This is a genomic window from Microbacterium sp. 22195, assembly GCF_052056515.1.
In the GTDB taxonomy this organism is placed as follows: Bacteria; Actinomycetota; Actinomycetes; order Actinomycetales; family Microbacteriaceae; genus Microbacterium.
This window is the reverse complement of the sequence record NZ_JBQEPE010000001.1, coordinates 1,109,662-1,134,174: the sequence shown is the minus strand read 5'-3', so window position 1 is coordinate 1,134,174 and position 24,513 is coordinate 1,109,662. Positions and strand designations below refer to the sequence as shown.

The 24,513-nt window shown below is 70.0% G+C and carries 19 protein-coding genes and 2 riboswitches; of the genes, 12 read left to right on the top strand and 7 right to left on the bottom strand.

The window, feature by feature from the left end:
- Nucleotides 1-38: 38 nt before the first annotated feature.
- From ACTJJ4_RS05525 to ACTJJ4_RS05505, 5 genes are all read right to left on the bottom strand, one after another.
- Complete coding sequence (locus ACTJJ4_RS05525) at nt 39-1,196, bottom strand: cysteine desulfurase family protein (protein WP_440942356.1); 1,158 nt, start codon at nt 1,194-1,196, stop codon at nt 39-41.
- Nucleotides 1,196-2,047 (bottom strand): carboxylating nicotinate-nucleotide diphosphorylase, encoded by an 852-nt coding sequence (gene nadC / locus ACTJJ4_RS05520; RefSeq protein WP_440942355.1) that lies wholly within the window; start codon nt 2,045-2,047, stop codon nt 1,196-1,198. The genes ACTJJ4_RS05525 and nadC overlap by 1 nt, the downstream gene beginning before the upstream one ends.
- Nucleotides 2,044-3,573 (bottom strand): L-aspartate oxidase, encoded by a 1,530-nt coding sequence (gene nadB / locus ACTJJ4_RS05515; protein WP_440942354.1) that lies wholly within the window; start codon nt 3,571-3,573, stop codon nt 2,044-2,046. The genes nadC and nadB overlap by 4 nt, the downstream gene beginning before the upstream one ends.
- Nucleotides 3,570-4,868, bottom strand: coding sequence for a quinolinate synthase NadA (gene nadA / locus ACTJJ4_RS05510; RefSeq protein WP_440942353.1), 1,299 nt, complete (start codon nt 4,866-4,868; stop codon nt 3,570-3,572). The genes nadB and nadA overlap by 4 nt, the downstream gene beginning before the upstream one ends.
- Nucleotides 4,869-4,976: 108 nt before the next feature.
- Nucleotides 4,977-5,600, bottom strand: coding sequence for an NUDIX hydrolase (locus ACTJJ4_RS05505; RefSeq protein ID WP_440942824.1), 624 nt, complete (start codon nt 5,598-5,600; stop codon nt 4,977-4,979).
- 72 nt (nt 5,601-5,672) lie between these two features.
- Here ACTJJ4_RS05505 and ACTJJ4_RS05500 point away from each other — a divergent pair, with 72 nt between their 5' ends.
- The 9 genes from ACTJJ4_RS05500 to ACTJJ4_RS05460 all read left to right on the top strand — a co-directional run bounded on the left by ACTJJ4_RS05500 (nt 5,673) and on the right by ACTJJ4_RS05460 (nt 17,336).
- Nucleotides 5,673-6,584, top strand: coding sequence for an amidohydrolase family protein (locus ACTJJ4_RS05500; protein WP_440942352.1), 912 nt, complete (start codon nt 5,673-5,675; stop codon nt 6,582-6,584).
- A 92-nt stretch (nt 6,585-6,676) separates the two neighbouring features.
- Nucleotides 6,677-6,770: riboswitch (glycine riboswitch) on the top strand.
- Nucleotide 6,771: 1 nt separating this feature from the next.
- Nucleotides 6,772-6,887: riboswitch (glycine riboswitch) on the top strand.
- A gap of 50 nt (nt 6,888-6,937) precedes the next feature.
- Nucleotides 6,938-8,044 carry a glycine cleavage system aminomethyltransferase GcvT gene (gene gcvT / locus ACTJJ4_RS05495; RefSeq protein WP_440942351.1) on the top strand — a complete coding sequence of 369 codons (1,107 nt, stop codon included), beginning with the start codon at nt 6,938-6,940 and terminating at the stop codon, nt 8,042-8,044.
- The gene (gcvH, locus tag ACTJJ4_RS05490; RefSeq protein ID WP_440942350.1) at nt 8,041-8,418 is read left to right on the top strand and encodes a glycine cleavage system protein GcvH; all 378 of its coding nucleotides are present in this window, start codon (nt 8,041-8,043) and stop codon (nt 8,416-8,418) included. The genes gcvT and gcvH overlap by 4 nt, the downstream gene beginning before the upstream one ends.
- Nucleotides 8,419-8,474: 56 nt before the next feature.
- A complete protein-coding gene (gene gcvP / locus ACTJJ4_RS05485) occupies nt 8,475-11,294 on the top strand; it encodes an aminomethyl-transferring glycine dehydrogenase (protein ID WP_440942349.1) in 2,820 nt (939 codons plus the stop codon).
- A 179-nt stretch (nt 11,295-11,473) separates the two neighbouring features.
- Nucleotides 11,474-13,138 carry a peptide ABC transporter substrate-binding protein gene (locus ACTJJ4_RS05480; protein WP_440942348.1) on the top strand — a complete coding sequence of 555 codons (1,665 nt, stop codon included), beginning with the start codon at nt 11,474-11,476 and terminating at the stop codon, nt 13,136-13,138.
- 92 nt (nt 13,139-13,230) lie between these two features.
- The gene (locus tag ACTJJ4_RS05475) at nt 13,231-14,157 is read left to right on the top strand and encodes an ABC transporter permease (RefSeq protein ID WP_285633932.1); all 927 of its coding nucleotides are present in this window, start codon (nt 13,231-13,233) and stop codon (nt 14,155-14,157) included.
- Entirely contained in the window at nt 14,150-15,091 is a 942-nt protein-coding gene (locus ACTJJ4_RS05470) for an ABC transporter permease (RefSeq protein WP_285633929.1), read from the top strand. The genes ACTJJ4_RS05475 and ACTJJ4_RS05470 overlap by 8 nt, the downstream gene beginning before the upstream one ends.
- A complete protein-coding gene (locus ACTJJ4_RS05465; RefSeq protein ID WP_440942347.1) occupies nt 15,088-16,764 on the top strand; it encodes a dipeptide ABC transporter ATP-binding protein in 1,677 nt (558 codons plus the stop codon). Before ACTJJ4_RS05470 ends, ACTJJ4_RS05465 begins: the two co-directional genes overlap by 4 nt.
- Nucleotides 16,761-17,336 (top strand): PH domain-containing protein, encoded by a 576-nt coding sequence (locus tag ACTJJ4_RS05460; RefSeq protein ID WP_440942346.1) that lies wholly within the window; start codon nt 16,761-16,763, stop codon nt 17,334-17,336. The genes ACTJJ4_RS05465 and ACTJJ4_RS05460 overlap by 4 nt, the downstream gene beginning before the upstream one ends.
- An 11-nt stretch (nt 17,337-17,347) precedes the next feature.
- On the opposite strand, the gene ACTJJ4_RS05455 is transcribed toward ACTJJ4_RS05460, so the two are convergent.
- Entirely contained in the window at nt 17,348-18,145 is a 798-nt protein-coding gene (locus ACTJJ4_RS05455) for a CPBP family intramembrane glutamic endopeptidase (protein WP_440942345.1), read from the bottom strand.
- Between the two features lie 41 nt (nt 18,146-18,186).
- Between ACTJJ4_RS05455 and ACTJJ4_RS05450 the strand changes: the two genes are divergently transcribed.
- The 3 genes from ACTJJ4_RS05450 (at nt 18,187) to ACTJJ4_RS05440 (ending at nt 23,907) form a co-directional block, all read left to right on the top strand.
- Complete coding sequence (locus tag ACTJJ4_RS05450) at nt 18,187-20,769, top strand: UvrD-helicase domain-containing protein (RefSeq protein ID WP_440942344.1); 2,583 nt, start codon at nt 18,187-18,189, stop codon at nt 20,767-20,769.
- Between the two features lie 96 nt (nt 20,770-20,865).
- Nucleotides 20,866-22,776, top strand: a complete 1,911-nt coding sequence (gene typA / locus ACTJJ4_RS05445; protein WP_285633918.1) for a translational GTPase TypA — start codon at nt 20,866-20,868, stop codon at nt 22,774-22,776.
- A gap of 318 nt (nt 22,777-23,094) precedes the next feature.
- Complete coding sequence (locus ACTJJ4_RS05440; RefSeq protein WP_440942343.1) at nt 23,095-23,907, top strand: phospholipase; 813 nt, start codon at nt 23,095-23,097, stop codon at nt 23,905-23,907.
- A gap of 30 nt (nt 23,908-23,937) precedes the next feature.
- Here the strand turns inward: ACTJJ4_RS05440 and ACTJJ4_RS05435 are convergent, their stop codons facing one another.
- A complete protein-coding gene (locus ACTJJ4_RS05435; protein WP_440942342.1) occupies nt 23,938-24,483 on the bottom strand; it encodes a helix-turn-helix domain-containing protein in 546 nt (181 codons plus the stop codon).
- Between the last annotated feature and the right edge of the window lie 30 nt (nt 24,484-24,513).

Here is a 24,513-nt window from a genome sequence, read left to right as displayed (position 1 = left end):
GGCGTGCGCGACCGCGGCTCAGGCGTGCGCGACGCGGCTCAGGCGTGCGCGACCGCGGCTACGGATGCTGCGACCAGCGCCGCGAGCTGCGCCGGCGCGCCGTCGGGCAGCGGAGTGCGCCCGAAGGTGAACCGCACCGAGGTCTGCGCGACCAGCGGGTCGATGCCGCACGCCACCAGCACGTGCGAGGGTTCGTCGGAGCCGGCCGCGCACGCCGATCCGCTGGAGCTGATGACGCCGCGTCGCTCGAGCTCCAGCAGCACGGACTCGCCGCTGACGCCCCCGAACGTGAAGCTCGCCGTGCCCGGCAGGCGGCGGGTTGGATGCCCGGTCAGGCGCGCCTGCGGGACGGCCCCCAGCACCCCGGCGATGAAAGCGCGCGTCGTGGCCGTGACCGCGGCGGATGACGCCGCGCGCTCCGCCTCGGCGAGCTCGAGGGCGGCCGCCAGGGCGACGGCACCCGCGACGTTCTCGGTGCCGCTGCGCCGACCGCGCTCCTGGCCGCCGCCGTGCAGCAGCGGTTCCAGGGGGACTCGCGCGCGCACCGCCAGGGCGCCGGTGCCCTTGGGCGCGCCGAGCTTGTGCCCGGCGATCGAGATCGCATCGACCCGGGCCTCGCTGCCGAGCGGGCGCAGGTCCAGCCAGCCAGCCGACTGCACAGCATCGACGTGCATCGGCACACGGTGTTCCCTTGCGACGGTCGTGAGTGCAGCGATGTCCTGCACCGTCCCGATCTCGTTGTTGGCGTGCGCGATCGAGATGAGCGCCGTCTCCGGGCGCAGCGCCGCGGCGAGGTCATCGGGATCGACGACGCCGCTCTCGGACACGGGGAGCAGCGTCACGTCCACGCCGTGGAACCGCTCCAGGTACCGGGCGGATTCCAGCACCGACTCGTGCTCGATCGGAGTGGTGATCAGGTGCCGGCGGTGCGGGTCCGCGTCGAGGGCGCCCAGCACGATGCCCTTCACGCCCGAATTGTTCGCCTCGGTGCCGCCCGAGGTGAAGACGACATCGTTCGCGCGCGTGCCCAGGGCGGTCGCGACTCGCGCGCGGGCGCCCTCCAGGGCATCCGCCGCCGCCTCGCCGGCCGTGTGATGGCTCGACGGGTTGCCGAAGACGTCCGTCAGGTACGGGCGCATCGCCTCCAGCACCTCGGGGCGCACCGGCGAGGTCGCGGCGTGGTCGATATACAGCATCACCGCATCCGCAGGTCGAGCCCGAGATCCAGAGCACGTGCGGAGTGGGTCAGCGCGCCCACCGAGATCACCTGCACGCCGGTCTCGGCGATGCCGCGCACGGTGTCGAGGGTCACCCCGCCCGATGCCTCGGCGGTCGCACGACCCGCGAGCAGGCCGACGGCCGTGCGCAGATCGTCGAGGGTGAAGTTGTCGAGCAGCACGGTGTCGGCACCGCCCGCCACCACCGCGTCGATCTGATCCAGGCGGTCGACCTCGACCACCACGTGCGTGGTGTGCGGCAGCCGGGAGAGCGCTTCGCGCAGGGCGGTGGCCAGATCCTGCCCGCTCTGACGCAGCACCTCCAGGTGGTTGTCCTTGGCCATCACGGCATCCGACAGCGACCGGCGGTGGTTGCTGCCGCCGCCGCTGACAACGGCATGCCGCTCGAACTCGCGCAGCCCCGGGGTGGTCTTGCGCGTGTCGGCGATCCGTGCACCGGTCCCATCGACGGCGTCGACGTAGGCGGCCGTGAGCGTCGCGATGCCGCTCATCCGCTGGGTGAAGTTGAGCGCGACGCGCTCGGCGGTGAGGATGCCGCGCGCCGGACCCGACACGGATGCCAGCGCATCGCCGGCCTCGAAGCGATCGCCGTCGGCGACGTGCAGATCGACCCGGATGCTCGGATCGGTCAGCGCGAACGCGGCGACGAACACCTCGCCGCCGCTGAAGACGCCCGGCTCGCGGGCGATGAGATCGGCCGTGGCCTGCGCCCCTGCAGGCAGCAGCGCGGTGCTGGTGATGTCGCCCCACGGGGCGTCCTCCTCCAGAGCCGCGCTGACGGTGCGGTGCAGGGTGGCGGGGGTGATCATGCGGCTCCGATCAGGGCGGACGGGGTCGGTGCGGGAGCGGTCAGGGCGGGGGAGAGCCGGAAGTGCGCGCCGAGCGACTCCGTGCGGGCGAGTGCGGCGGATGCCACGGCCCGCGCGACCACGAGCAGGTTCGCGTCCTCCAGCTCGACCGGCGTGCGCGGCGCTGGCGCCTCCCACGCGTGCAGGGTGCGCACGGCATCCGCGAGCCCCTCGTCGTCGCGGAGCAGCCCGACCTTCTCCCACATCAGCCGCTGCAGAGCCGCCCGGGAGAACGAAGGACCGTCCAGGTCGCAAGATCTGCCGGAATGATCTGAGTCAAACGGCAGAAGTTGATACCTGGACCGTCCTGGGATGCCGGGATCTGGCGGAAGCTGCGCGTCGGAAGCGGATGTGAGTGCGTCCGCGAGACGGGCGCCGAACACGGCGCCCTCGAGCAGCGAGTTGGAGGCCAGGCGGTTCGCGCCGTGCACGCCCGTCCGCGCCGTCTCGCCGACGGCCCAGAGGCCGGGCAGGGTCGTGCGGCCGTCGATGTCGGTGACGACGCCGCCCATCAGGTAGTGCGCTGCGGGGGAGACGGGCACGGGTTCACGGGTCCAGTCGATCCCGCGGGAGCGCAGCTCCGCGTCGATCGTCGGGAAGTGCGCGGCGAGGTCGTGCACGCCGGTCGCGTCGAGCACGACGGGGGAGCCCTGCGTGAGCGCCTGGCGGGCGACGGCGCGCGCGACGACGTCGCGCGGTGCGAGCTCGGCATCCGGATGCTCGTCGACCATGAAGCGCCGCCCTTCGGCATCCCGCAGCACCGCACCCGCGCCGCGCACGGCCTCCGAGACGAGGAACGGCTCGTGACCGGACAGCACGGTCGGGTGGAACTGCACGAACTCCAGATCGGCGACGGATGCCCCGGCGCGCAGCGCCATGGCGATCCCGTCGCCCGTGGTGCCGGACGGGTTGGTGGTGAACGGGTACACGCGTCCGGCGCCGCCGGTCGCGAGCACCACGGCATCCGCTTCGAGCTCCTCACCGCTCAGCAGGCGGATGCCGCGCACGCGGCCGCCCGCCGTCAGCAGGTCCGCGGCGAACGCGCCCTCCCGCACCCGCACGGCGCTCGCGCGCACCCGGGCGACGAGCGCGTCGGAGATCGCCTTCCCGGTCGCGTCGCCGCCGGCGTGCGCGATGCGCGGCAGACTGTGCGCGGCTTCCAGGCCCCGGGCGATCGAGCCGTCAGAGGCGCGGTCGAAGGGCACGCCCGCCGCGACCAGCGCGTCCAGGGCAGCGATCGCACCGTCGACCAGAGCCGCGATCGCGACCGGGTCCCCGTGCCCGTCGCCCGCGTGCATGGTGTCCAGAGCGTGCAGCGCAGGCGAGTCTCCCGGGCCGTACTCGCCGGCGATGCCGCCCTGCGCGTGCGCGGTGCAGCCCTCACCGAGCACGCCCTTCACCAGCACCTCGACGTCATGGCCGAGGGCATCGGCCCGGAGCGCGGCGGTCAGTCCGGCGATGCCGGCGCCCGCGATCAGGACCCTCATCGCGGCTTCGCCGCCAGCATCCGCTCCAGCGCCACGCGGGCCGGAGCCGCGACATCGTCCGAGACGCGGATGCGGTTGACCACGCGCCCGCCGACCAGCTCCTCCAGCACCCACGCGAGGTAGCCGGGGTGGATGCGGTACATGGTCGAACACGGGCAGACGACGGGATCGAGGCAGAAGATCTCGTGCTGCGGGAACTGGGCGGCGAGTCGCCGGACGAGGTTGATCTCGGTGCCGATCGCGAAGACGGTGGGCTCCGTGGCCGCGGCGATCGCCTTGCGGATGTAGTCCGTGGAGCCCGCCTCGTCCGCGGCGTCGACGACCTCCATCGGGCATTCCGGGTGGACGATCACGCGCACGCCCGGGTGCTCGGCGCGGGCCTTCTCGATCTGGTCGACGCTGAACCGGCGGTGCACCGAGCAGAAGCCGTGCCACAGGATGACACGGGCGTCGCGCAGCTCGCCGTCGGTCGAACCGCCGAGCGGCCGTCGCGGGTTCCACATCGGCATCCGCTCCAGCTCCACGCCCATCGCCTTGGCGGTGTTGCGGCCGAGATGCTGGTCGGGGAAGAACAGCACGCGACGGCCACGGGCGAACGCCCACTCCAGCACGGTCGTGGCGTTCGAGGAGGTGCACACGATGCCGCCGTGCCGTCCGACGAATCCCTTGATGGCCGCCGAGGAGTTCATGTAGGTGACCGGGATCACGGGCACGAGGCCCTCGTCGTCGGCGACGTCCAGCGGGCCGTAGACGTCGGCGAGCTGCTCCCAGCAGTCCTCCACCTGGTCGATGTCGGCCATGTCGGCCATCGAGCAGCCCGCGGCGAGGTTCGGCAGGATCACGGACTGCCCGGGGCCGGAGAGCAGGTCGGCGGTCTCGGCCATGAAGTGCACGCCGCAGAACACGATCGCCTCGGCGTCAGGATGCTCCAGCGCGGCGTTCGCGAGCTGGAAGGAGTCGCCCACGTAGTCGGCGTGCCGCACGACCTCCTCGCGCTGGTAGAAGTGGCCGAGCACCACGACGCGCTCGCCGAGGGACAGCTTGGCCGCGCGGATGCGATCGTGCAGCTCGTCCTCGCTGGCATCGCGGTACTCCTGCGGCAGCTCGCCCTGGCGCGGCGAACCCGTGGGGATCACGTCGCCCATCGAGGAGCCGGGGCCGTAGCCGGGACGGATGTCGAAGTCCCAGGGGCCGGCCGCGAGGTCGGTGGTGCACGTCGACTCCGTGGAGCCGCCGAGCACGATCGCCTGGATCGCGTGGTCGACCGAGGGGTCGAGCAGAGAGGTTTCAGACATCAGGCGCCGCCTTCTGGTCACTTCGACACTTAGTGATGTGGGATCAGATTATGTCGATCTGACCAGAAGTGCAATCGGCATGACGCGACGACGCCGTGCAGCGACGGCTCAGGAGGTGGCGTTGTAGCGGTACAGACGCGCCGGACGATGCTTGCCGGTGCGGAACGACTCGGTCGGCACCAGCTCGTCCGACCCCTCCAGCAGGCGGCGGAAGTTGGAGGGGTCCAGGCGACGGCCCAGCACCGCCTCGTACACCTCGCGCAGCTCGGTGAGGGTGAACTCGTCCGGCAGCAGGCCCGCCGCGATGCGGCTGTAGCCGACTTTGTTGCGCAACCGGTCCAGGGCGTACTCGGCGATGCGGTTGTGGTCGAAGGCCAGGGGCGGGATGGCGTCGACATCGAACCATTCGACGTTCTCCGGAGCATCCGCCGCCGAGCGCTGCGCATCGACGAGGTCCGATCGCAGCAGAGCCCAGTACACGATCGAGATCGCGCGGCTGGGTGCGCGGTCGACGTCGCCGAACGTGTACAGCTGCTCCAGGTAGCTCGGCTTCAGCGCGGTGGTCTCGGCGAGCGTGCGGGATGCCGCGGCATCCAGGTCCTCGGCCGGATCCAGCCACCCCCCGGGCAGCGCCCACGCGCCGAGGTGCGGCTCGCGGGTGCGCCGCACCAGCGGCAGCATCAGCCGATCGCCCTCGGGCGCCGTGCGCAGCGAGAAGATGACGGTCGACACGGCGACGCGGATCGCGTCGTGCTCGCCTGTCGTGCCACTCACATCGACGAGCCTAGGGGAGAGGATGGGGGCATGCCGGCATCCGACACCACACCAGGGCCCGCGACCGATGCCGAGGTCCCCGCCTACCTCTCCGCGCTGCGCATCCCCGGGCTCGCCGATGTGCACGTGCATTTCCTCCCGGAGCGGATGCTGCACAAGGTCTGGTCGTACTTCGACGCAGCAGAGCAGAACTACGGCTACGCCTGGCCCATCCAGTACCGGTACGACGACGACACGCGGCTCGCCATCGCACGCGGGCTGGGCATGCGGGCGATCCCGGCACTGACCTATCCGCACAAGCCGGGGATGGCCGCCTGGCTGAACGACTGGAACCGGCGCTTCGCGGCGGCGCATGGCGACGTCGTGCACTGCGCGACGCTGTTCGCGGAACCGGAGTCGGCGACCTACGTGCCGGAGGCGCTCGAAGCCGGTGCGCGGCTGTTCAAGGTGCACATCCAGGTCGGCGGGTTCGCGCCCGACGATCCGGTGCTGGATGCGGCGTGGGCGGCCCTCGAGCGTGCCCGCGTGCCCGTGGTCATCCATGCCGGCTCGCGGCCGCTGCCCGGTGCGCACACCGGACCGGACGCCATCGGCGCGGTGCTCGCGCGCCACCCGCGACTCGCGTTCGTCATCGCGCACATGGGGATGCCGGAGTACGACGCCTTCGCCGATCTGGCCGAGCAGTGCGAGAACGTGCATCTGGACACCACGATGTTCGCGACCGGGTTCCTGGACGGGCCGTCGGTGTGGCCGGACGGCTATCTCCAGCGCCTCGGCGCGCTGCAGGAGCGCATCGTGCTCGGATCGGACTTCCCGAACATCCCCTACCCGTACGCCCGGCAGCTGTCCGCCCTCGCCGACCTCGGTCTCGGAGACGACTGGATGCGCGCCGTCCTGTGGCGCAACGGCGCACGTCTTCTGGGGCTCCCCGACGCCGGCTGAGGGGCATCCGCTCCGCCGCGGAACGGCGCGGGACACGCCGCCGTGCCGCTATGCTGGAGGCCTAACTGAACAGCCAATTCAATACAGGCCGAACGACCTGTGCGGGAGAGTCCGGTGATCGCAGCCGGACACCGAAGGAGCAAGCCTCCCCGCCAATCTCTCAGGTACCCCTACCGTGCTGGTCCGGCCGCTCTGAAAAGCGATGCTCCGGCATCCGCCGACGGTGAAAGCCTCTCTCCTGACATGGGTCCCCGAGACCGTCGCAGGGTGGGCGAAGCTCTCAGGCCCGATGACAGAGGGGGAGTTCCGAGGACGCCGATGATGTCGTCCTGCAACCCGACCGGGAGAACTCCGTGACCGAACCCCGTTACACCCCGCTCCGTGCGCGCCATGAGGCGCTCGGCGCCTCCTTCACCGATTTCGGCGGCTGGCAGATGCCGGTGCGCTACACCTCCGACCTCGCCGAGCACCACGCCGTGCGCGAGGCCGCCGGGATCTTCGACATCTCGCACATGGCCGAGTTCACCGTGCGCGGTGCCGACGCCGCCGCGTACCTGGACTACTCGCTCGCGGGCCGCCTGTCGGCGATGACCGTGGGCAAGGCGAAGTACTCGCTGCTGCTCGCCGAGGACGGCGGCATCATCGACGACGTGATCGTCTACCGCCTCGGCGACGACGACTTCCTGATCATCTCCAATGCGGGCAACCGGGATGCTGTGCGCGAGGCGCTGCTCGCCCGCACCGACGGGTTCGACGTCGAGACGGTCGACGTCTCCGACGACTACGCGCTGATCGCGGTGCAGGGCCCCGCCGCCGAGCAGATCCTCACCGAGGTCGCCGGCATCGGCGAGGTCTCGATCCCCTGGGCCGAGCAGAAGTACTACGCCTGGGCCGACGCCACGTGGAACGGCAAGCCGCTGCTGCTCGCCCGCACCGGGTACACCGGCGAGGACGGCTTCGAGCTGCTGGTGGCCGCCGCCGACGCGGAGTCGCTCTGGGATGCCGTGCTGTCCGCCGGTGAGTCGAAGGGCCTCGTGCCCTGCGGCCTCGCCTCCCGCGACACGCTGCGCCTCGAGGCGGGCATGCCGCTGTACGGCCACGAGCTGAACCGTGAGATCAAGCCCGCGCAGGCCGGGCTCGGCCGCGTGGTCGTGACCGACAAGGAGCGCTTCGTCGGGCAGGGCGCCGTGACGCCCGCCGAGGGCGCACCCGTGCTCGTCGGCCTGCAGGCCGAGGGCCGTCGCGCCGGCCGTGCCGGCTACGCCGTGGTGGATGCCGAGGGTGCGGCCCTCGGCGAGATCACCAGCGGCGCCCTCAGCCCGACGCTCGGCCACCCCATCGCGATGGCCTTCGTCGACCCCTCTTCCGCTGAGGAGGGAACCGCAGTATTCCTTGATGTGCGCGGGACGAAGATCCCCGCGACCGTGACCGCCCTGCCTTTCTACCGGAGGAAGAAATGACCGATCTGACCAACCTCAAGTACAGCGAAGAGCACGAGTGGGTCGCCCTGGAGGGCTCCGTCGCGACCGTCGGCATCACCGACTACGCCGCCGACGCCCTCGGTGACATCGTCTTCGTCGAGCTGCCCGCGGTCGGCACCGAGCTGAGCAGCGGCGACGTCTTCGGTGAGGCCGAGTCCACCAAGTCGGTCTCCGAGCTGTACGCCCCCGTCGCGGGCACCGTCGTCGAGGTCAACCAGGCCATCGTCGACGACCCGTCGCTGGTCAACTCCTCGCCCTTCGAGGACGCGTGGATGATCAAGGTCGAGGTCGCCGACGGCGCCCTCGACGGTCTGCTCGACCGCGACGGCTACACCGCGATCACGGAGGGCTGAGAGTGGTCTCCTTCGCAGACCGTCATATCGGGACGACCTCCGATGCGCAGCGGCAGATGCTCGATGCGCTCGGGGTCACCTCCGAGCTGGCCGACTGGAGCCCGGTCGAGGCGCTGATGCGCCAGGCTGTGCCCGCGTCGATCTTCACCACGGCGGGCGACTCGGTCATCCCGGGCGCCGCCAGCGAGGCCGAGGCGCTCGCGGAGCTGCGCTCGCTCGCGAACCGCAACACCGTGAACCGGGCCATGATCGGCCTCGGCTACTACGGCACCTTCACGCCCTCGGTGATCCAGCGCAACGTGCTCGAGAACCCGTCCTGGTACACCGCGTACACGCCGTATCAGCCGGAGATCTCGCAGGGCCGCCTGGAGGCTCTGATCAACTTCCAGACCATGGTGTCCGACCTCACCGGGCTCTCGACGGCCAACGCGTCGATGCTCGACGAGTCGACCGCGGTCGCCGAGGGGATGCTGCTGGCGCGGCGCGCCTCGAAGGCGAAGACGGACGTGTTCGTCGTCGACGCCGACGCCCTTCCGCAGACCAAGGCGCTGCTGGCGACCCGCGCGGCCGCCGTCGGCATCCAGCTGGTCGAGCGCGACCTCGCCGCGGGCGAGGAGCTGCCCGCCGAGCTGTTCGGCGTGTTCGTGCAGTACCCGGGTGCCTCCGGGCGCGTCTGGGACCCGGTCGCCGTGATCGACGCCGCGCACCTTGCGGGCGGTATCGCCGTGGTCGCGGCTGATCTGCTCGGCCTCACGCTGCTGCGCTCGCCTGGTTCGCTCGGCGCCGATGTCGCCGTGGGCACCACGCAGCGCTTCGGCGTGCCGATGGGCTTCGGCGGACCGCACGCCGGCTACATGGCCGTGCGCGCGGGCCTCGAGCGTCAGCTGCCCGGTCGCCTCGTCGGCGTCTCTCAGGATGCCGTGGGCTACCCGGCCTATCGTCTCGCTCTGCAGACCCGCGAGCAGCACATCCGCCGTGAGAAGGCCACCTCGAACATCTGCACCGCTCAGGTGCTGCTGGCCGTGATGGCCTCGATGTACGCGGTCTACCACGGCCCCGACGGGCTGAAGGCGATCGCGAGCGACGTCGCACAGAAGGCCGCTCTGCTGCGCGATTGGCTCGTCGAGGCCGGTGCCGAGGTCGTGCACGACGCGTTCTTCGACACCCTGAACGTGCGGGTGGCGGGCGGCGCGGCCGCGCTGGTCGAGAAGGCGCATCAGGCAGGCATCCTGCTGCGCGTGGTGGATGCCGACACCGTCGGCATCGCGGTCGACGAGACCACCACCGTCACCGACCTTCACCGGGTCGCGGTGCTGTTCGGCGGCAAGGAGGAGCGGGTCTTCGGCTTCGCCGACGGTCTGAACGCCCTTCCCGGCGCGCTGCTGCGCGAGGACGAGTACCTCACGCACCCGGTGTTCCGCGCGCACCGCTCCGAGACGGCCATGATGCGCTACCTCAAGCAGCTCGCCGACCGCGACTACGCGCTCGACCGCGGCATGATCCCGCTGGGCTCGTGCACGATGAAGCTCAACGCGGCCACCGAGATGGCGGCCATCACCTGGCCCGAGTTCGCCCAGCTGCACCCGTTCGCCCCGGCGGACGACGTCGAGGGCTCGCTCGCCATGATCGACCAGCTCGAGGCGTGGCTCGCCGAGGTGACCGGCTACGACGCCGTCTCCTTGCAGCCGAACGCCGGCTCCCAGGGCGAGCTCGCCGGCCTGCTCGCGATCCGCGGCTACCACCACGCCAACGGCGACGAGCACCGCACCGTGTGCCTCATCCCGTCGTCGGCGCACGGCACGAACGCGGCATCCGCCGTCCTCGCGGGCATGAAGGTCGTCGTCGTGGCGACCGACGAGCTCGGCAACGTCGACCTGGGCGACCTGCGCGCCAAGATCGAGCAGCACGCCGAGAGCCTCGCCGCACTGATGATCACCTACCCGTCCACGCACGGCGTGTATGAGGAGCAGGTCGTCGAGATCACCTCCGCCGTGCACGAGGCCGGTGGCCAGGTGTACGTCGACGGCGCCAACCTCAACGCGCTGCTCGGATACGCCCGCTTCGGCGACCTGGGCGGCGACGTCTCGCACCTGAACCTGCACAAGACGTTCGCCATCCCGCACGGCGGCGGCGGACCTGGCATCGGCCCGGTGGCGGCCAAGGCGCACCTCGCGCCGCACCTGCCCGGCCACCCGCAGGCGCAGAAGGACGTGCACGCGGGCGGATACGTGTTCGAGGGCGGTCCCGTCTCCGGCGCGCCGTACGGCTCGGCGGGTGTGCTGCCCATCTCCTGGGCGTACGTGCGCATGATGGGCGCGGACGGCCTGCGCAACGCCACGGCCGCAGCCGTGCTGTCGGCGAACTACATCGCCGCACGCCTGGCCGATCACTACCCGGTGCTCTACACCGGTGAGAACGGCCGCGTCGCCCACGAGTGCATTCTGGACCTGCGTCCGCTCAAGGAGGCCACCGGAATCAGCGTCGACGACGTCGCCAAGCGTCTCATCGACTTCGGCTTCCACGCGCCGACCATGTCGTTCCCCGTCGCGGGCACGCTCATGGTCGAGCCGACGGAGTCGGAGGACCTGGGCGAGCTGGAGCGGTTCATCGAGGCGATGATCATGATCAAGGCCGAGGCGGATGCCGTGGCCGCCGGGCGCTGGCCGGCGGACGACAACCCGCTGGTGAACGCACCGCACACAGCCGCGTCGCTCATCGCGGGGGAGTGGACTCACGCGTACACGCGCGAAGAGGCCGCATACCCCGTGCACGCGCTGGTCGCGACGAAGTACTGGCCGCCGGTGCGCCGCATCGATCAGGCGTACGGAGACCGCAACCTGGTGTGCGCCTGCCCGCCGATCGAGGCGTTCGCCTGAGAGCGCTCCCTCGTGATCACCCCGTCGCCGGTTCCGGCGGCGGGGTGATTCGGTTAAGACGTCATAACGCTTGCCTCACGGAGCGGGTCCTTCGGGGGAGTGCGTCTTAGGATCGGTTCATGCGCCGCCCTCGCAGCTGAGGATGGCGTCACGCTCTGAAGTCCATAGGAGGACACAAAGTGAAGCGCAACAAGATCGCACTCGCCAGTGCGGCAGTTCTGGTCGCGGGCGTCACCGTGCTCGCAGGCTGCTCGTCGTCCGGCTCCAACCCGAAGCCGAGCGCCGACACGGGGAACGGCAACACCGATCCCAAGGCCATCATCACGGCAAGCGGTTCCGAGCCCGAGAACCCGCTGATCCCGACCAACACCAACGAGGTCGGCGGAGGCAAGATCCTCGACTCGATCTTCGCGGGTCTGGCCTACTACGACGGCAGCGGCAAGCTCGTCAACGACATGGCGGACAAGATCGAGGTCACCGCACCCGACGAGCTGACCGTGACCCTGAAGAAGGGCATGAAGTTCACCGACGGCAGCGACGTCAAGGCCGACAACTTCATCAAGGCCTGGAACTACGGAGCACTGTTCTCCAACAAGCAGCTGAACCAGTCGTGGTTCGCCGACATCGAGGGCTTCAACGCCGAAGCGGACTCCGAGCTCACCGGCCTGAAGAAGGTCAGCGACACCGAGTTCACCATCAAGCTGACCAGCCCGGTGGCCGCCGACTTCGCGACCCGCCTGGGCTACTCCGCGTTCTACCCGCTTCCCGACGTCGCGTTCACCGACATGGCGAAGTTCGGCGAGAACCCGATCGGCAACGGCCCCTACAAGCTGGCCGGCGACGGCGCCTGGCAGCACGACGTGCAGATCGACCTGGTCAAGAACACCGACTACAAGGGCGTGCGCAAGCTCGCCAACGGCGGTCTGACCCTGAAGTTCTACACCTCGTACGACGCGGCGTACGCCGACCTACTGGGTGGCAACCTCGACGTCATCGACAGCATCCCGGATGCCTCGATCGCAACGTTCCAGAGCGACCTCGGCGACCGCGCGGTCAACCAGCCCGCCGCGATCTTCCAGTCGTTCACGATCGGCGAGTGGATCGAGCACTTCTCCGGCGACGAGGGCAAGCTGCGTCGTGCGGCGATGTCGATGGCCATCGACCGCGAGTCGATCACCAAGACGATCTTCAACGACACCCGCGTCCCCGCGACCGACTTCACCTCGCCCGCACTCGACGGCTACCAGAAGAGCCTCAAGGGCGGCGACGCGCTGAAGTACGACCCGAAGGAGGCGAAGAAGCTGTGGGCCGAGGCCGACAAGATCTCGCCGTGGTCGGGCAAGTTCGAGATCGCGTACAACGCCAACGGCCCGCACCAGGCCTGGGTCGAGGCCGTCGCCAACTCGCTGAAGAACACGCTCGGCATCGACGCGGCCGGCGCCTCGTACGTCGACTTCGCCACGCTGCGCGCGGCGATCAACGCCAAGGACGCCAACGGCAAGCGCACCTTCAAGACCGCGGCCCGTTCGGGCTGGCAGGCCGACTACCCGGGTGTGTACAACTTCCTGTTCCCGCTCTACTCGACGGGCGCCTCGTCCAACGACGGCGACTACACCAACGCCGAGGTCGACAAGCTCCTCGCGGAGGGCGCATCCGCCGACACCCCGGCGGACTCGGTGAAGAAGTACACCCAGGTGCAGGAGATCCTCGTGAAGGACCTCCCGGCGATCCCGCTGTGGTACCAGAACTCCATCGGTGGTTTCGGTGAGAGCGTGCACAACGTGAAGTTCGGATGGAACTCCGTGCCGCTGTTCGAAGACATCACCAAGGACAAGACGAAGTAAGGCTCCGCAGGGCTGACCGTGAGGCGGCGACGTGAACGTCGTCGCCTCACGGCGTGCCCACGGAGTGCATCGTCCGCACGAATCGAGAGTGGATGTTCTCTTACATCGTCCGCCGTATCCTGCAGCTGATCCCCGTCTTCCTGGGATCCACGCTGCTGATCTACGCCCTGGTGTTCGCCATGCCGGGCGACCCGATCGCCGCGCTGTTCGGCGACAAGCAGCCCAGCCAGCAGCTGCTGGACGCGATCCGCGCCCAGTACCACCTGGATCAGCCCTTCATCGTGCAGTACTACTACTACATGTCGGGGCTCGTCCGCGGTGACATGGGCACCACCTTCTCCGGCCAGTCCGTCAACGACGTGCTGGCCCGCACTCTGCCGGTGACCGGCCGCCTGGCGGTGCTGTCGATCGGCATCGAGTTCCTGCTGTCGATCATCGTCGGCACGTTCTCGGCACTGCGCAAGGGGAAGGTCTCCGACAACGTCGCGCTGATCATCGCGCTGGTCTTCCTGTCGATGCCCATCTTCGTGATGTGCTTCCTCGCGCAGTACTTCCTGGCGATCCAGCTGGGCTGGTTCCGGCCGACGGTCGGCGGGCAGAACGGCTGGGGCGACATGTGGCTGCCAGCCATCGTGCTGGGCCTCAGCCTGTACGCCACCAGCATGCGGCTCATGCGCGGCTCCGTCATCGAGACCATGAACCAGGACTGGGTGCGCACCGCCTACAGCAAGGGCCTCCCGCAGTATCGCGTCCTTCCCGTGCACGTGATCCGCAACTCGCTGATCCCCGTGATCACGAACTCCGCGACCAACTTCGGCGTGCTGCTGGTCGGCGCGACCGTCACCGAGTTCATCTTCAACATCCCCGGCGTCGGAAACACCCTGTTCCGCGCCATCCTGCAGCATGAGGGCCCGACCATCGTCTCGTTCGTCACGATCTTCGTCGTGCTGTACGTGCTGGTGAACCTGCTCGTCGACCTGCTGTACGGGCTGCTCGATCCGAGGATCCGCTATGTCTGACCCGCTGTCCCGGCGCTATGTCGCCCCCGTCACCACGGAGCAGCTGCCCACCGACGCCGTGCGCGTCAGCGGCAAGCCTTCCAACCTGTGGCGCGATGCCTGGTACGACCTGCGACGTCGCCCGTTGTTCTGGATCTCGCTCGCATTCGTGGCGCTGCTGCTGCTGATGGCGGCGTGGCCGACCCTGTTCACGCAGGTGCCACCGGACAACCTGTGTCACCTGGAGAACTCCAACAAGGGGCCGACCGAAGGGCACCTGCTGGGCTTCACGTTCCAGGGCTGCGACGTGTTCTCCCGCATCGTGCACGGCGCGAGCACCTCGCTGAGCGTGGGTCTGCTGTCCACCATCATCGGCTCCGGCATCGGATGGATCATGGGCACGATCTCCGGCTACTACGGCGGCTGGGTCGACTCGCTGCTCTCGCGCATCGGTGACATGTTCTTCTCGATCCCCTACATCCTGGCCGCCGTGGTCGTGATGACGGTGTTCGAGAAGTACCGCAACGTGTTCACGCTGTCGCTCGCGATCGGAGGGTTCGCGTGGGCGGCCACCGCTCGCGTGGTCCGCGCCGAGGTGATGCGTGTGCGGCAGGCGGAGTTCATCACGGCGTCCAAGGCCGTCGGGCGCTCGAAGTTCAGCACCCTGATGGCTCACGTCGTGCCCAACGCCATCGCGCCGCTGATCGTGCTCGGCACGCTCGCGCTCGCGGGCGGCATCGTGGCGGAGTCCACCCTGGCGTTCCTCGGTGTCGGCCTCGGGACGGAGACGATGTCCTGGGGCGCCGACATCAGTCGTGCTCAATCGACGCTGCGGGTCGCCCCGATGTCACTGATCTACCCGTCGATCGCACTGACGACGGCCGTGCTGTCCTTCGTCGTGCTGGGCGAGCTCCTCCGAGACGCCATGGATCCGAAGGCGAGGGCCACCCGATGAACGCTTCGATCGATCAGGAGCCGCTGGTCAGCATCCGCGACCTGAAGGTCGCCTTCCGCGGCCAGCACGGCGTGCGCGAGGTGCTGCACGGCGTGAGCTTCGACATCTTCCCCGGCGAGACCGTGGCGATCGTGGGGGAGTCGGGTTCCGGCAAGTCCACCACCGCGGCGGCCATCGTCAATCTGCTCCCCGGCACCGGCAAGGTGACGGGCGGGTCCATCGTCATGGACGGACGCGAGCTGACCAAGCTCGGCCGCCGTGAGATGGAGCACCTGCGCGGGCGGGACATCGGCTTCGTCCCGCAGGACCCGATGTCGAACCTCAACCCGGTGTGGAGCATCGGCTTCCAGGTCAAGGAGGCGATCCGCGCCAACGGCATCGCCCAGGGCAGGGCCGAGGTCAAGCGCCGCGCGATCGAGGTGCTGCAGCAGGCGGGTCTGGCGGATGCCGAGAGGCGCCTGCACCAGTTCCCGCATCAGTTCTCGGGAGGCATGCGCCAGCGTGCGCTGATCGGCATCGGCCTCGCGGCCGATCCGCGTCTGCTCATCGCCGACGAGCCCACCTCCGCGCTGGACGTGACCGTGCAGCGCGTGATCCTCGACCACATGGCGAGCCTCACGCGCGACCGCGGCACCTCGGTGCTGCTCATCACGCACGATCTGGGACTGGCCGCCGAGCGCGCCTCCCGGATCATCGTGATGAACCAGGGCGAGATCGTCGAGGCGGGCCCCAGCCGCGAGATCCTGGAGGACCCGCGGCATCCGTACACCAAGCGCCTGGTCGCGGCCGCTCCGAGCATCGCCTCGCAGCGGATCCAGGCCGAGGTGACCGAGCACGGCATCCAGACCGAGGAGTCGCTCGCCGACGCACCCACCATGGTGCGCGTGGCGGGGCTGACGAAGGACTTCAAGATCCGTCAGGGCGGTTTCCGCAGCGAGCTGTTCCGCGCGGTCGACGACGTCAGCTTCGACATCCCCCGGGGCAAGACGCTGGCGCTCGTGGGCGAGTCGGGTTCGGGCAAGACCACGGTCGCGCGGATGGTGCTCAAGCTCGAGTCCGTCACCTCCGGCACCATCGAGGTCGCGGGCGAGGACGTGTCGCACCTGTCGAACGCGCAGGCGTTCGCGCTGCGCCGCCGGATGCAGCCGGTGTTCCAGGACCCGTACGGGTCGATGGATCCGTTGCGCAACATCGGCAACACCATCGCCGAGCCGATGGTCGTGCACGGCGTGGGCGATCAGTCCTCGCGGCGCGAGCGCGTGCTCGAGCTGCTGGAGCAGGTCGCGCTGCCGAGCGAGGTCGTGTCCCGCTACCCGAACGAGCTGTCCGGCGGTCAGCGTCAGCGCGTGGCGATCGCGCGCGCCCTGGCGCTCAAGCCCGACGTGGTCGTTCTCGACGAGGCCGTCTCGGCTCTCGACGTGCTGGTGCAGGCTCAGATCCTGAAGCTGCTCGCCGAGCTGCAGAGCGAACTGCAGCTGACCTATCTGTTCATCACGCACGACCTCGCGGTGGTGCGTGTCTCCAGCGACCTGGTGGCCGTGATGGAGAAGGGCAAGCTGGTCGAGAAGGGCAGCGTCGACGAGATCTTCGCGAACCCGCAGCAGGAGTACACGCAGCGTCTGCTCGAAGCCATCCCGGGAGCCTCCATCCAGCTCGGCGGAGGCGGCCTGTGAGCTCTCCTGACAAGGAGACGAACGAGTCCCGTCCGCGCACCTACCGTGCGTGGACGGGACTCGTCTTCCTCGCGATCTCGACGCTCGTGGTCGCGTACCTGCTCATCGACGCGGCCGTGCGCGCCGGGTTCGGGCAGATGATGCTGCTCGCTCCCTGGGTGCTGCTGGCGCTGTGGGTGGTCTACGCGGCGTCCGCGGCCTCACTGCTGCGTCTGGACGAGCGCGGCGTGCGGATGCAGAACCTGCTGCGCCGGATCAGCTTCGGCTGGGCGCACGTGAAGGATGTCGACTTCCGCTGGCAGCTGGAGTTCTCGCTCGACGACGGGTCGAAGGCCACCGCGATGGGCGGTCCCGCACGCTCCCGTCCGCGTCGGCAGACCGCCCGCGAGCGGGACGTGGAGGGCGTGAAGCCCCCGTCCGGCGTGCGGGAGCTCGCCGACATCCGCACGCGCTGGAAAGCGGCGCGGAAGGATGCCGATGCTCCGATCCGCCGCAGCTGGGACTGGCCCGCTCTCGCCGCCCTGCTGGTGATCGCGGTGTGGGCCGTGGTCTCGATCGTCGTCACCCGCTGACCGCGACGGCGCTAGCCGGGCAGCCCGAAGAGGCCCGGCCACATGGCGGCCGCCCACGGATAGCCGACGAACGCCGCGGCGTCGATGAGGAAGTGGGCGACCAGGAACGGCATGAGGCGCCCGGTGCGGGCGAAGAGCCAGCCGAACAGCATCCCCATCGCGAAGTTGCCGATGAACGCGCCCGGCCCCTGGTACAGGTGGTAGCTGGCGCGCAGCGCGCTGGTGGCGACGATGATCGGCCAGGTTCCCCAGCCCAGCTGCCGCAGCCGGGCGAACAGGTAGCCGAGCACCACGAACTCCTCCTGGATCGAGGCGCGAGCGGCCGAGAGCAGCAGGATCGGCACCGTCCACCAGTGCGCGGCGAGCCCACCCGGGTCGACGGCGACGAACAGCCCCAGGGCGCGTCCGAGCAGGTACAGGCCGATACCGGGGATGCCGATGGCCAGCACGAGCAGAGCGCCCCAGCCGGTGTCACGCCCGTAGCGCCGGCCGTCCAGGCCCAGCGCCTGCAGGTGCGGGCGCTGGGAACGCCAGAGCAGGAAGCAGACCAGCAGGGCCGGCACGATCGCGAACCCGATCGAGAGCAGCTGGTATATGAGGTCGAAGGCCTCCCTGTCGCTGCGCGACGGGTTCAGCGTGGTCGTCTGATCGGCCAGGGGAGTGCTGTCGGTGAGTCGGTACGCGAGCTGCACGATCGAGTAGATCGCCGACTGCCCGAGGCCGAGCGCGAGCACGATGCCGATCTCCCACCACAGTCGCGTGCGGCCGGGGCCGGGTTCGACGGACGGCAGGATCCGGGCAGCGGGCATAGCCAGATGCTACCCAGTGCGTCAGTAGGCTTGACCGAGGAATGACGAGCACGACACGACGTGCCGCGAGCGGCGGCACAGCACCCGCTCCCGCGCCGAGGTCGGTGGTGGTGCTTCGCGCCCTGCTCGCGACATGGCGGGACTACGACGAGAAGTCCGCGTGGTACCGGACGTGGTTCCTGCCCTCCGTGATCGCCGATCACGTCGCCGCCGCGCGCTCGGACGTCGAGCGCGAGCTGCTGACCGACCTGCACGCCGCCATGACCGAGCGGCAGTGGCGGGCGCTGCCCGAGAACGTCGCCCGCGTCGCGAAGGACTCCGCTGCGACGATCGCCAAGGCGCGCACGTTCCGCGACAGCAGCCTGCTCGCCGGCGTGCGGAGATCGACGTCGGGCGCGACGTCCGCACCGCCGCCGCGCGCGAAGTCCGCACCGCCGCCGGAGGCGCCGGCCATGGACGCCGTTCTCGAGTGGGCCCGCAAGGAGCATCCCGAATTCCGGCCCACTCCCGAACAGGCGGCCGTGATCGGCACGACCCACGGGCATGCGCTCGTCGAGGCCCGCGCCGGGAGCGGGAAGACCACGACCATGATCGCCCGCGCCGCCCACCTGATCGAGCGGCGCGGCGTGCGGCCCGACGAGATCCTCATGCTCGCGTTCAACAGCTCCGCAGCCGCGGATCTCCGGCGCCGCGCGGAGGAGTGGCTGCCGGCGGCCGCTCAGCCGCACATCATGACGCTGGACGCGCTCGCCTACCGCCTGGTCCGTCCGGCGGAGCGTGTGCTCGCCGAGGACGCGGATCGGCGCGTCGAGGAGATCGTGCGATCCCTGTGGCACGACCCCGCGTCGCAGGACGAGATGCGGGAGCTGGTGCTGTCGTTCGTGCGGGCGGACGCCGACGGCGAGACGGGCACCCGGTACTGGAGCCTGCGCGGCGACGCGCTCCCCACCCGGGCCGCGCAGAGCATCGCCGACGCGCTGCTGCGCAGTGGGCTCGGCAGCGATGGACGGGACTTCCGATTCCACCGCAGCAGCTCCGTCTTCGAGCTGCTCGACGCGGACGGCGGGTCACAGCTGCGGATCGCCATCACCGACCCGCGCCGTCCGTTCTCCGCAGACCTGCGCTACGACGAGCGCACCACGGCGGCGAGCGGGTTCGAGGAGCGCCTACGCCGCGATCTCCGCTCGGCGGGCGTCCCGACCGCCGAGATGGACGACGACCGTCTCTGGGAGGCGATCCGGGGATCGATCGGCGAGAGGCTGCTGCGGGCGATCACGCAGATCGTGATGCGGGCGCGGCAGCGCATGTGGAGCGGCGCGGACCTGCTGCGGGAGTGGCGGCAGCGCGACGGGGACGAGTCCCGTCGAGGCGCGATCGAGCTCGGCGCCCGGATGCTGGATCTCTACGCGCAGGCGCTCGCCGAGGCGCACGAGGAGGACTTCCCCGGGATCGTCTGGCGGGCGGCGGCGCGGGTCGGGGAGGGATTCACCGACTTCTCCGGCGGTGGCCGCAGCGGCGACGTCCGCGCGATCACGCACATCGTCATCGACGAGTTCCAGGACTTCACGCCGCGCTTCGACGCACTGATCCAGGCCGTGCTCGGCCAGGCGCCGCGGGCGAGGGTCATGGCCGTCGGCGACGACTGGCAGGCCATCAACGAGTTCGCCGGCTCGTCCACCGAGTACTTCGCCGAGTTCACCGCCCGCTTCCCGGGCGCGATGCGCCTGCGGATGCTGGGGAACCAGCGCTCCAGCGCCGACATCGTCGACGTCGGCAACAGCATCATGGCCGGGCGCGGCAGGCCGGCCAGGGCGGTGGCGGAACTCACCGGGCGCATCAGGCAGTTCGGGATGGACGACTTCGAGCCGACGCCGGAGGAGGAGCGGCTCGGCCGTCCTTCGACCTCCGCCGTGCTGAGGCTGGTCAAGGAGCACCTCGGACACGGGCGCACGGTGGCCGTGCTGGCGCGAACGCGCGAGGTCGCCGAGCGCGCCGTCGCGGGTCTTGCGCGGGTCGTGCCGCCGGATGCCGTCGCGCGCTGCGACGTCGGCACCATCCACTCCTACAAGGGCCGGGAGGCGGATGCCGTGATCCTGGTGGGCGTGGCCGGATGGGCGTTTCCGCACGTGCATCCGACCTGGCAGCTCGGGCGCGTGTTCGGCGACTCCTTCGCCTCGATCCTCACGGCGGAGCGACGACTGCTCTACGTCGGGGTGAGCAGGCCCCGCCGCTGGCTCGACGTCGTGACGGGTCGCGAGGACGATCCGTCGCCGCTCTGGGAGAGCGCGTCGCTGCTGCCCGCCGTGCGTCGCACGGACTGGGCGTCGGTCGCTCCCGCCCTCGGCGCGCCGGCCGTGCGACGTGCGACCGTGCGGGTGTACAACGGCATGTACGACGGACGCTGGCTGCTCTCCTGGGACGACTTCCACGAGAGCAAGAACCTGCTCACGGCCGACGGCGGCTTCCGCTACGAGCCGTCCGGCGGGCGGGCGCACTGGGTCGCGCGGATGGATGCCGCCGAGCTGCGCGCGCGCGACGTGCTCGATCACCCCTGGGCGCGGTTCGACGGCATCCGCGTCGAGGTCGAGTGGCCCGACCGACGTCGTCAGGTGTTCACCCGCTAGCCTGACCGGGCCCTCAGGAAGGCGCTGATGGCGTGCGCTATCCTGGAACGTCGGCATCCCGGCGCACAAATCCCAACTCCGCTTAGGACTCCTTGAATGGCGCACGCCCTCCGCTCTGACCTCCGAAACGTCGCGATCGTCGCACACGTCGACCACGGCAAGACCACCCTCGTCGACGCCATGCTCCGCCAGACCGGCTCGTTCGGCGAGCACGCCCACGTCGAAGAGCGCGCGATGGACTCCAACGACCTGGAGCGTGAGAAGGGCATCACGATCCTCGCCAAGAACACGGCGATCACGTACAAGGGCAAGCACTCCGAGACCCCGGTGACGATCAACGTCGTCGACACCCCCGGCCACGCCGATTTCGGTGGCGAGGTCGAGCGCGCGCTGTCCATGGTCGACGGCGTCGTGCTGCTGGTGGACGCCTCCGAGGGCCCGCTGCCGCAGACCCGCTTCGTGCTGCGCAAGGCGCTCGAGGCCAAGCTCCCCGTCATCCTGCTGGTCAACAAGACCGACCGTGCCGACGCGCGCATCGCCGAGGTCGAGGCCGAGGCGCAGGACCTGCTGCTGGGCCTGGCATCCGACCTGGTCGACGACGTGCCCGACCTCGACGTCGACGCCCTGCTGGACGTTCCGGTCGTGTACGCCTCCGGCCGTGCCGGTGCGGCATCCCGCACCCGTCCCGCCAACGGCGACCTGCCCGACAACGACGACCTGGAGCCGCTCTTCGAGGCGATCCTCGAGCACGTGCCCGCGCCGTCCTACGACGACGAGGCCCCGCTGCAGGCGTGGGTCACGAACCTCGACTCCTCGTCCTTCCTCGGCCGCCTCGCGCTGCTGCGCGTCTTCAACGGCACGCTGAAGAAGGGCCAGACGGTCGCCTGGGTGCGTCAGGACGGCACCACCCAGAACGCCCGCATCACCGAGTTGCTGATGACCAAGGCGCTGGAGCGCTACCCGGCCGAGTCCGCCGGTCCCGGCGACATCGCCGTGATCGCCGGATTCGCCGACATCATGATCGGCGAGACCATCGCCGACCCCGAGGACGTGCGCCCGCTGCCGCAGATCACGGTCGACGAGCCGTCGATCTCGATGACGATCGGCACCAACACCTCGCCGCTGGTCGGCAAGGTCAAGGGCCACAAGCTCACCGCCCGCATGGTGAAGGATCGCCTGGACCGCGAGCTGATCGGCAACGTCTCGATCCGGGTGAACGACATCGGCCGTCCGGATGCTTGGGAGGTGCAGGGCCGCGGCGAGCTGCAGCTCGCCATCCTGGTCGAGAACATGCGCCGCGAGGGCTTCGAGCTCACGGTCGGCAAGCCGCAGGTCGTCACCCGCAAGATCGACGGCAAGGTGCACGAGCCCTACGAGCACCTCACGGTCGACGTCCCCGAGGAGCACCTCGGCGCCGTGACCCAGCTGATGGCCAACCGCCGCGGCCGCATGGACAACATGATCAACCACGGCACCGGCTGGATCCGCATGGAGTTCATCGTGCCCTCGCGCGGTCTGATCGGCTTCCGCACCGAGTTCCTCTCGATCACCCGCGGCACCGGCATCGCGAACGCGATCTCGCACGGCTACGACGAGTGGGCCGGCTCCATCGTGGCCCGTCAGAACGGCTCGATCGTCGCGGACCGCGCCGGCGTGGCGACCCCGTTCGCCATGATCGCCCTGCAGGAGCGCATGTCGTTCTTCGTGCGTCCCACCGAGGAGGTCTACGAGGGCATGGTCGTGGGCGAGAACTCGCGCGCCGACGACATGGACGTGAACATCACCAAGGAGAAGAAGCTCACCAACATGCGCTCCTCCACGGCCGACACGTTCGAGTCGATGACCCCGCCGCGCATCCTGTCGCTGGAGGAGTCGCTCGAGTTCGCCCGTGAGGACGAGTGCGTCGAGGTCACTCCGGATGCCGTCCGCATCCGCAAGGTGATCCTGGACCAGACCGTCCGCGGTCGCGAGGCGTCGCGCCTGAAGCGCCAGGACGCCAACGCCTGACGCGCGTTCCGATCCACCCGAAGGCCCCGGTTCCGACCGGGGCCTTCGCTTTTCCACGGCGGGCCGTCCACCGGAAGTAACGAACGCATAACACATCTTCTTGGGAGTGTGAAGCCGGGATTCCCACGAACCAGGCACGGAATGTCCAGGTCCGTGGCATGTTCCGTCCAGAACGGGGGCGCAGACTCGTTCGGTGCCCGGGAAACCGCTCCCGATGAGCAAGCCCTCCGCGGGTTCCGGGCCGACGACGACCCGAAAGTCGAAACCCGAATGCCTCATACCCTCCACACCCGTGCGTCCCGCCGGGTGCATGCCGCCGTGTCCGCCCGCTCCGCGATGCGCAAGCCGCTGGTCGGCGTCGCCGTCGGCGCCGTCCTCGCCGCCGCGGCGGCCACCGGCATCCTCGCAGCTCCCGCTCTCGCCGCCCCCTCGCAGGCAGATGTCCACAAGGCCTCCCAGGCCGAGAGCGACGGCCGGATCGCCCTGAACAACGCCGTCGCACTGAACCACGTCGCCGAGTCGGCGGACGTGCTGCCCGGCACCACGCTGAAGGATGTCGCGATCGCCGACCTGACGCACGACGTGAAGCTGCTGTCGGCCGCGGAGCAGCCGAGCTCCGAGCAGCTCGCCGACATGACCGACGACGTCATCCGGAGCACCGTGCTCGTGCAGCGGGACACCGCCGCGCTGCAGGAGTCGCTGACCGCAGCCAAGGATGCCAAGGCCGCGGATGACGCGGCGAAGGCCGCCGAAGCCGCGCGCATCGCCGCCGAGCAGGCCGCCGAGCAGCAGCGCGTCGCCGCCGCGGCCCTGGCCGCCGCGAACACCCCGGACGGCGCACGGGCCACCGCTCGCGCCATGGCCGCCAGCAAGTACGGCTGGGGCGCTGGTCAGTTCTCCTGCCTGTCGAGCCTGTGGAACAAGGAGTCCGGCTGGAACTACAAGGCCTACAACCCCAGCGGCGCGACCGGCATCCCGCAGGCGCTGCCCGGAAGCAAGATGGCCACCGCGGGTGCGGACTGGCGCACCAACGCCGCGACGCAGATCTCCTGGGGCCTGGACTACATCAAGCGGGCCTACGGCTCGCCCTGCTCGGCGTGGTCGCACTCCCAGGCAGTGAACTGGTACTGAGTCGAAGGCCCGAGACCTGCGCGGTCCTGATCACCGGAGTTCGGTGATCAGGACCGCTGTCGTCCCGGCGGCGCGCGCCTCGAAGATGTGCGGAGCGTCGCCCGGATAAGAGAGGTAGTCGCCGGGGTGCAGCAGCTCCGGTGCATCGGCGGGACCGAGCAGGGCTTCGCCCGAGACCAGCACGACGTGCTCGGTGGTGCCCCGGTGGTGGGGGAGCGAGCGGCGGGGTTCGCCCGGCTCGGCCTGGATCAGGTAGATGTCGCGGCGTGCGCCCGGCGCCGCTGCGGACAGGAGCGTCGCGAGATAGGGGGCGGCGGCCGACGGCACACCGGGGTGGTCGCCGACGCGGATCAGCCGTGGTGCGGTGGTGCTCTCGTCGACCAGGGTGGAGAAGGGGATGCCGAGGGCGTCGCCGAGGGCCCAGAGCGTCTCGACGCTGGGGTTGCCCGCGCCGCTCTCCAGCTGGGACACGGTCGCCTTGGACACGCTCGCGCGGCGGGCCAGCTCCGAGACCGAGATGCCGGCCGCCTCCCGTTCGCGTCGCAGGGCGTGGGCGATGCGTTCGCGCAGTTCCATGTGTTCAGTATCGCAAACGATCGTTCGACT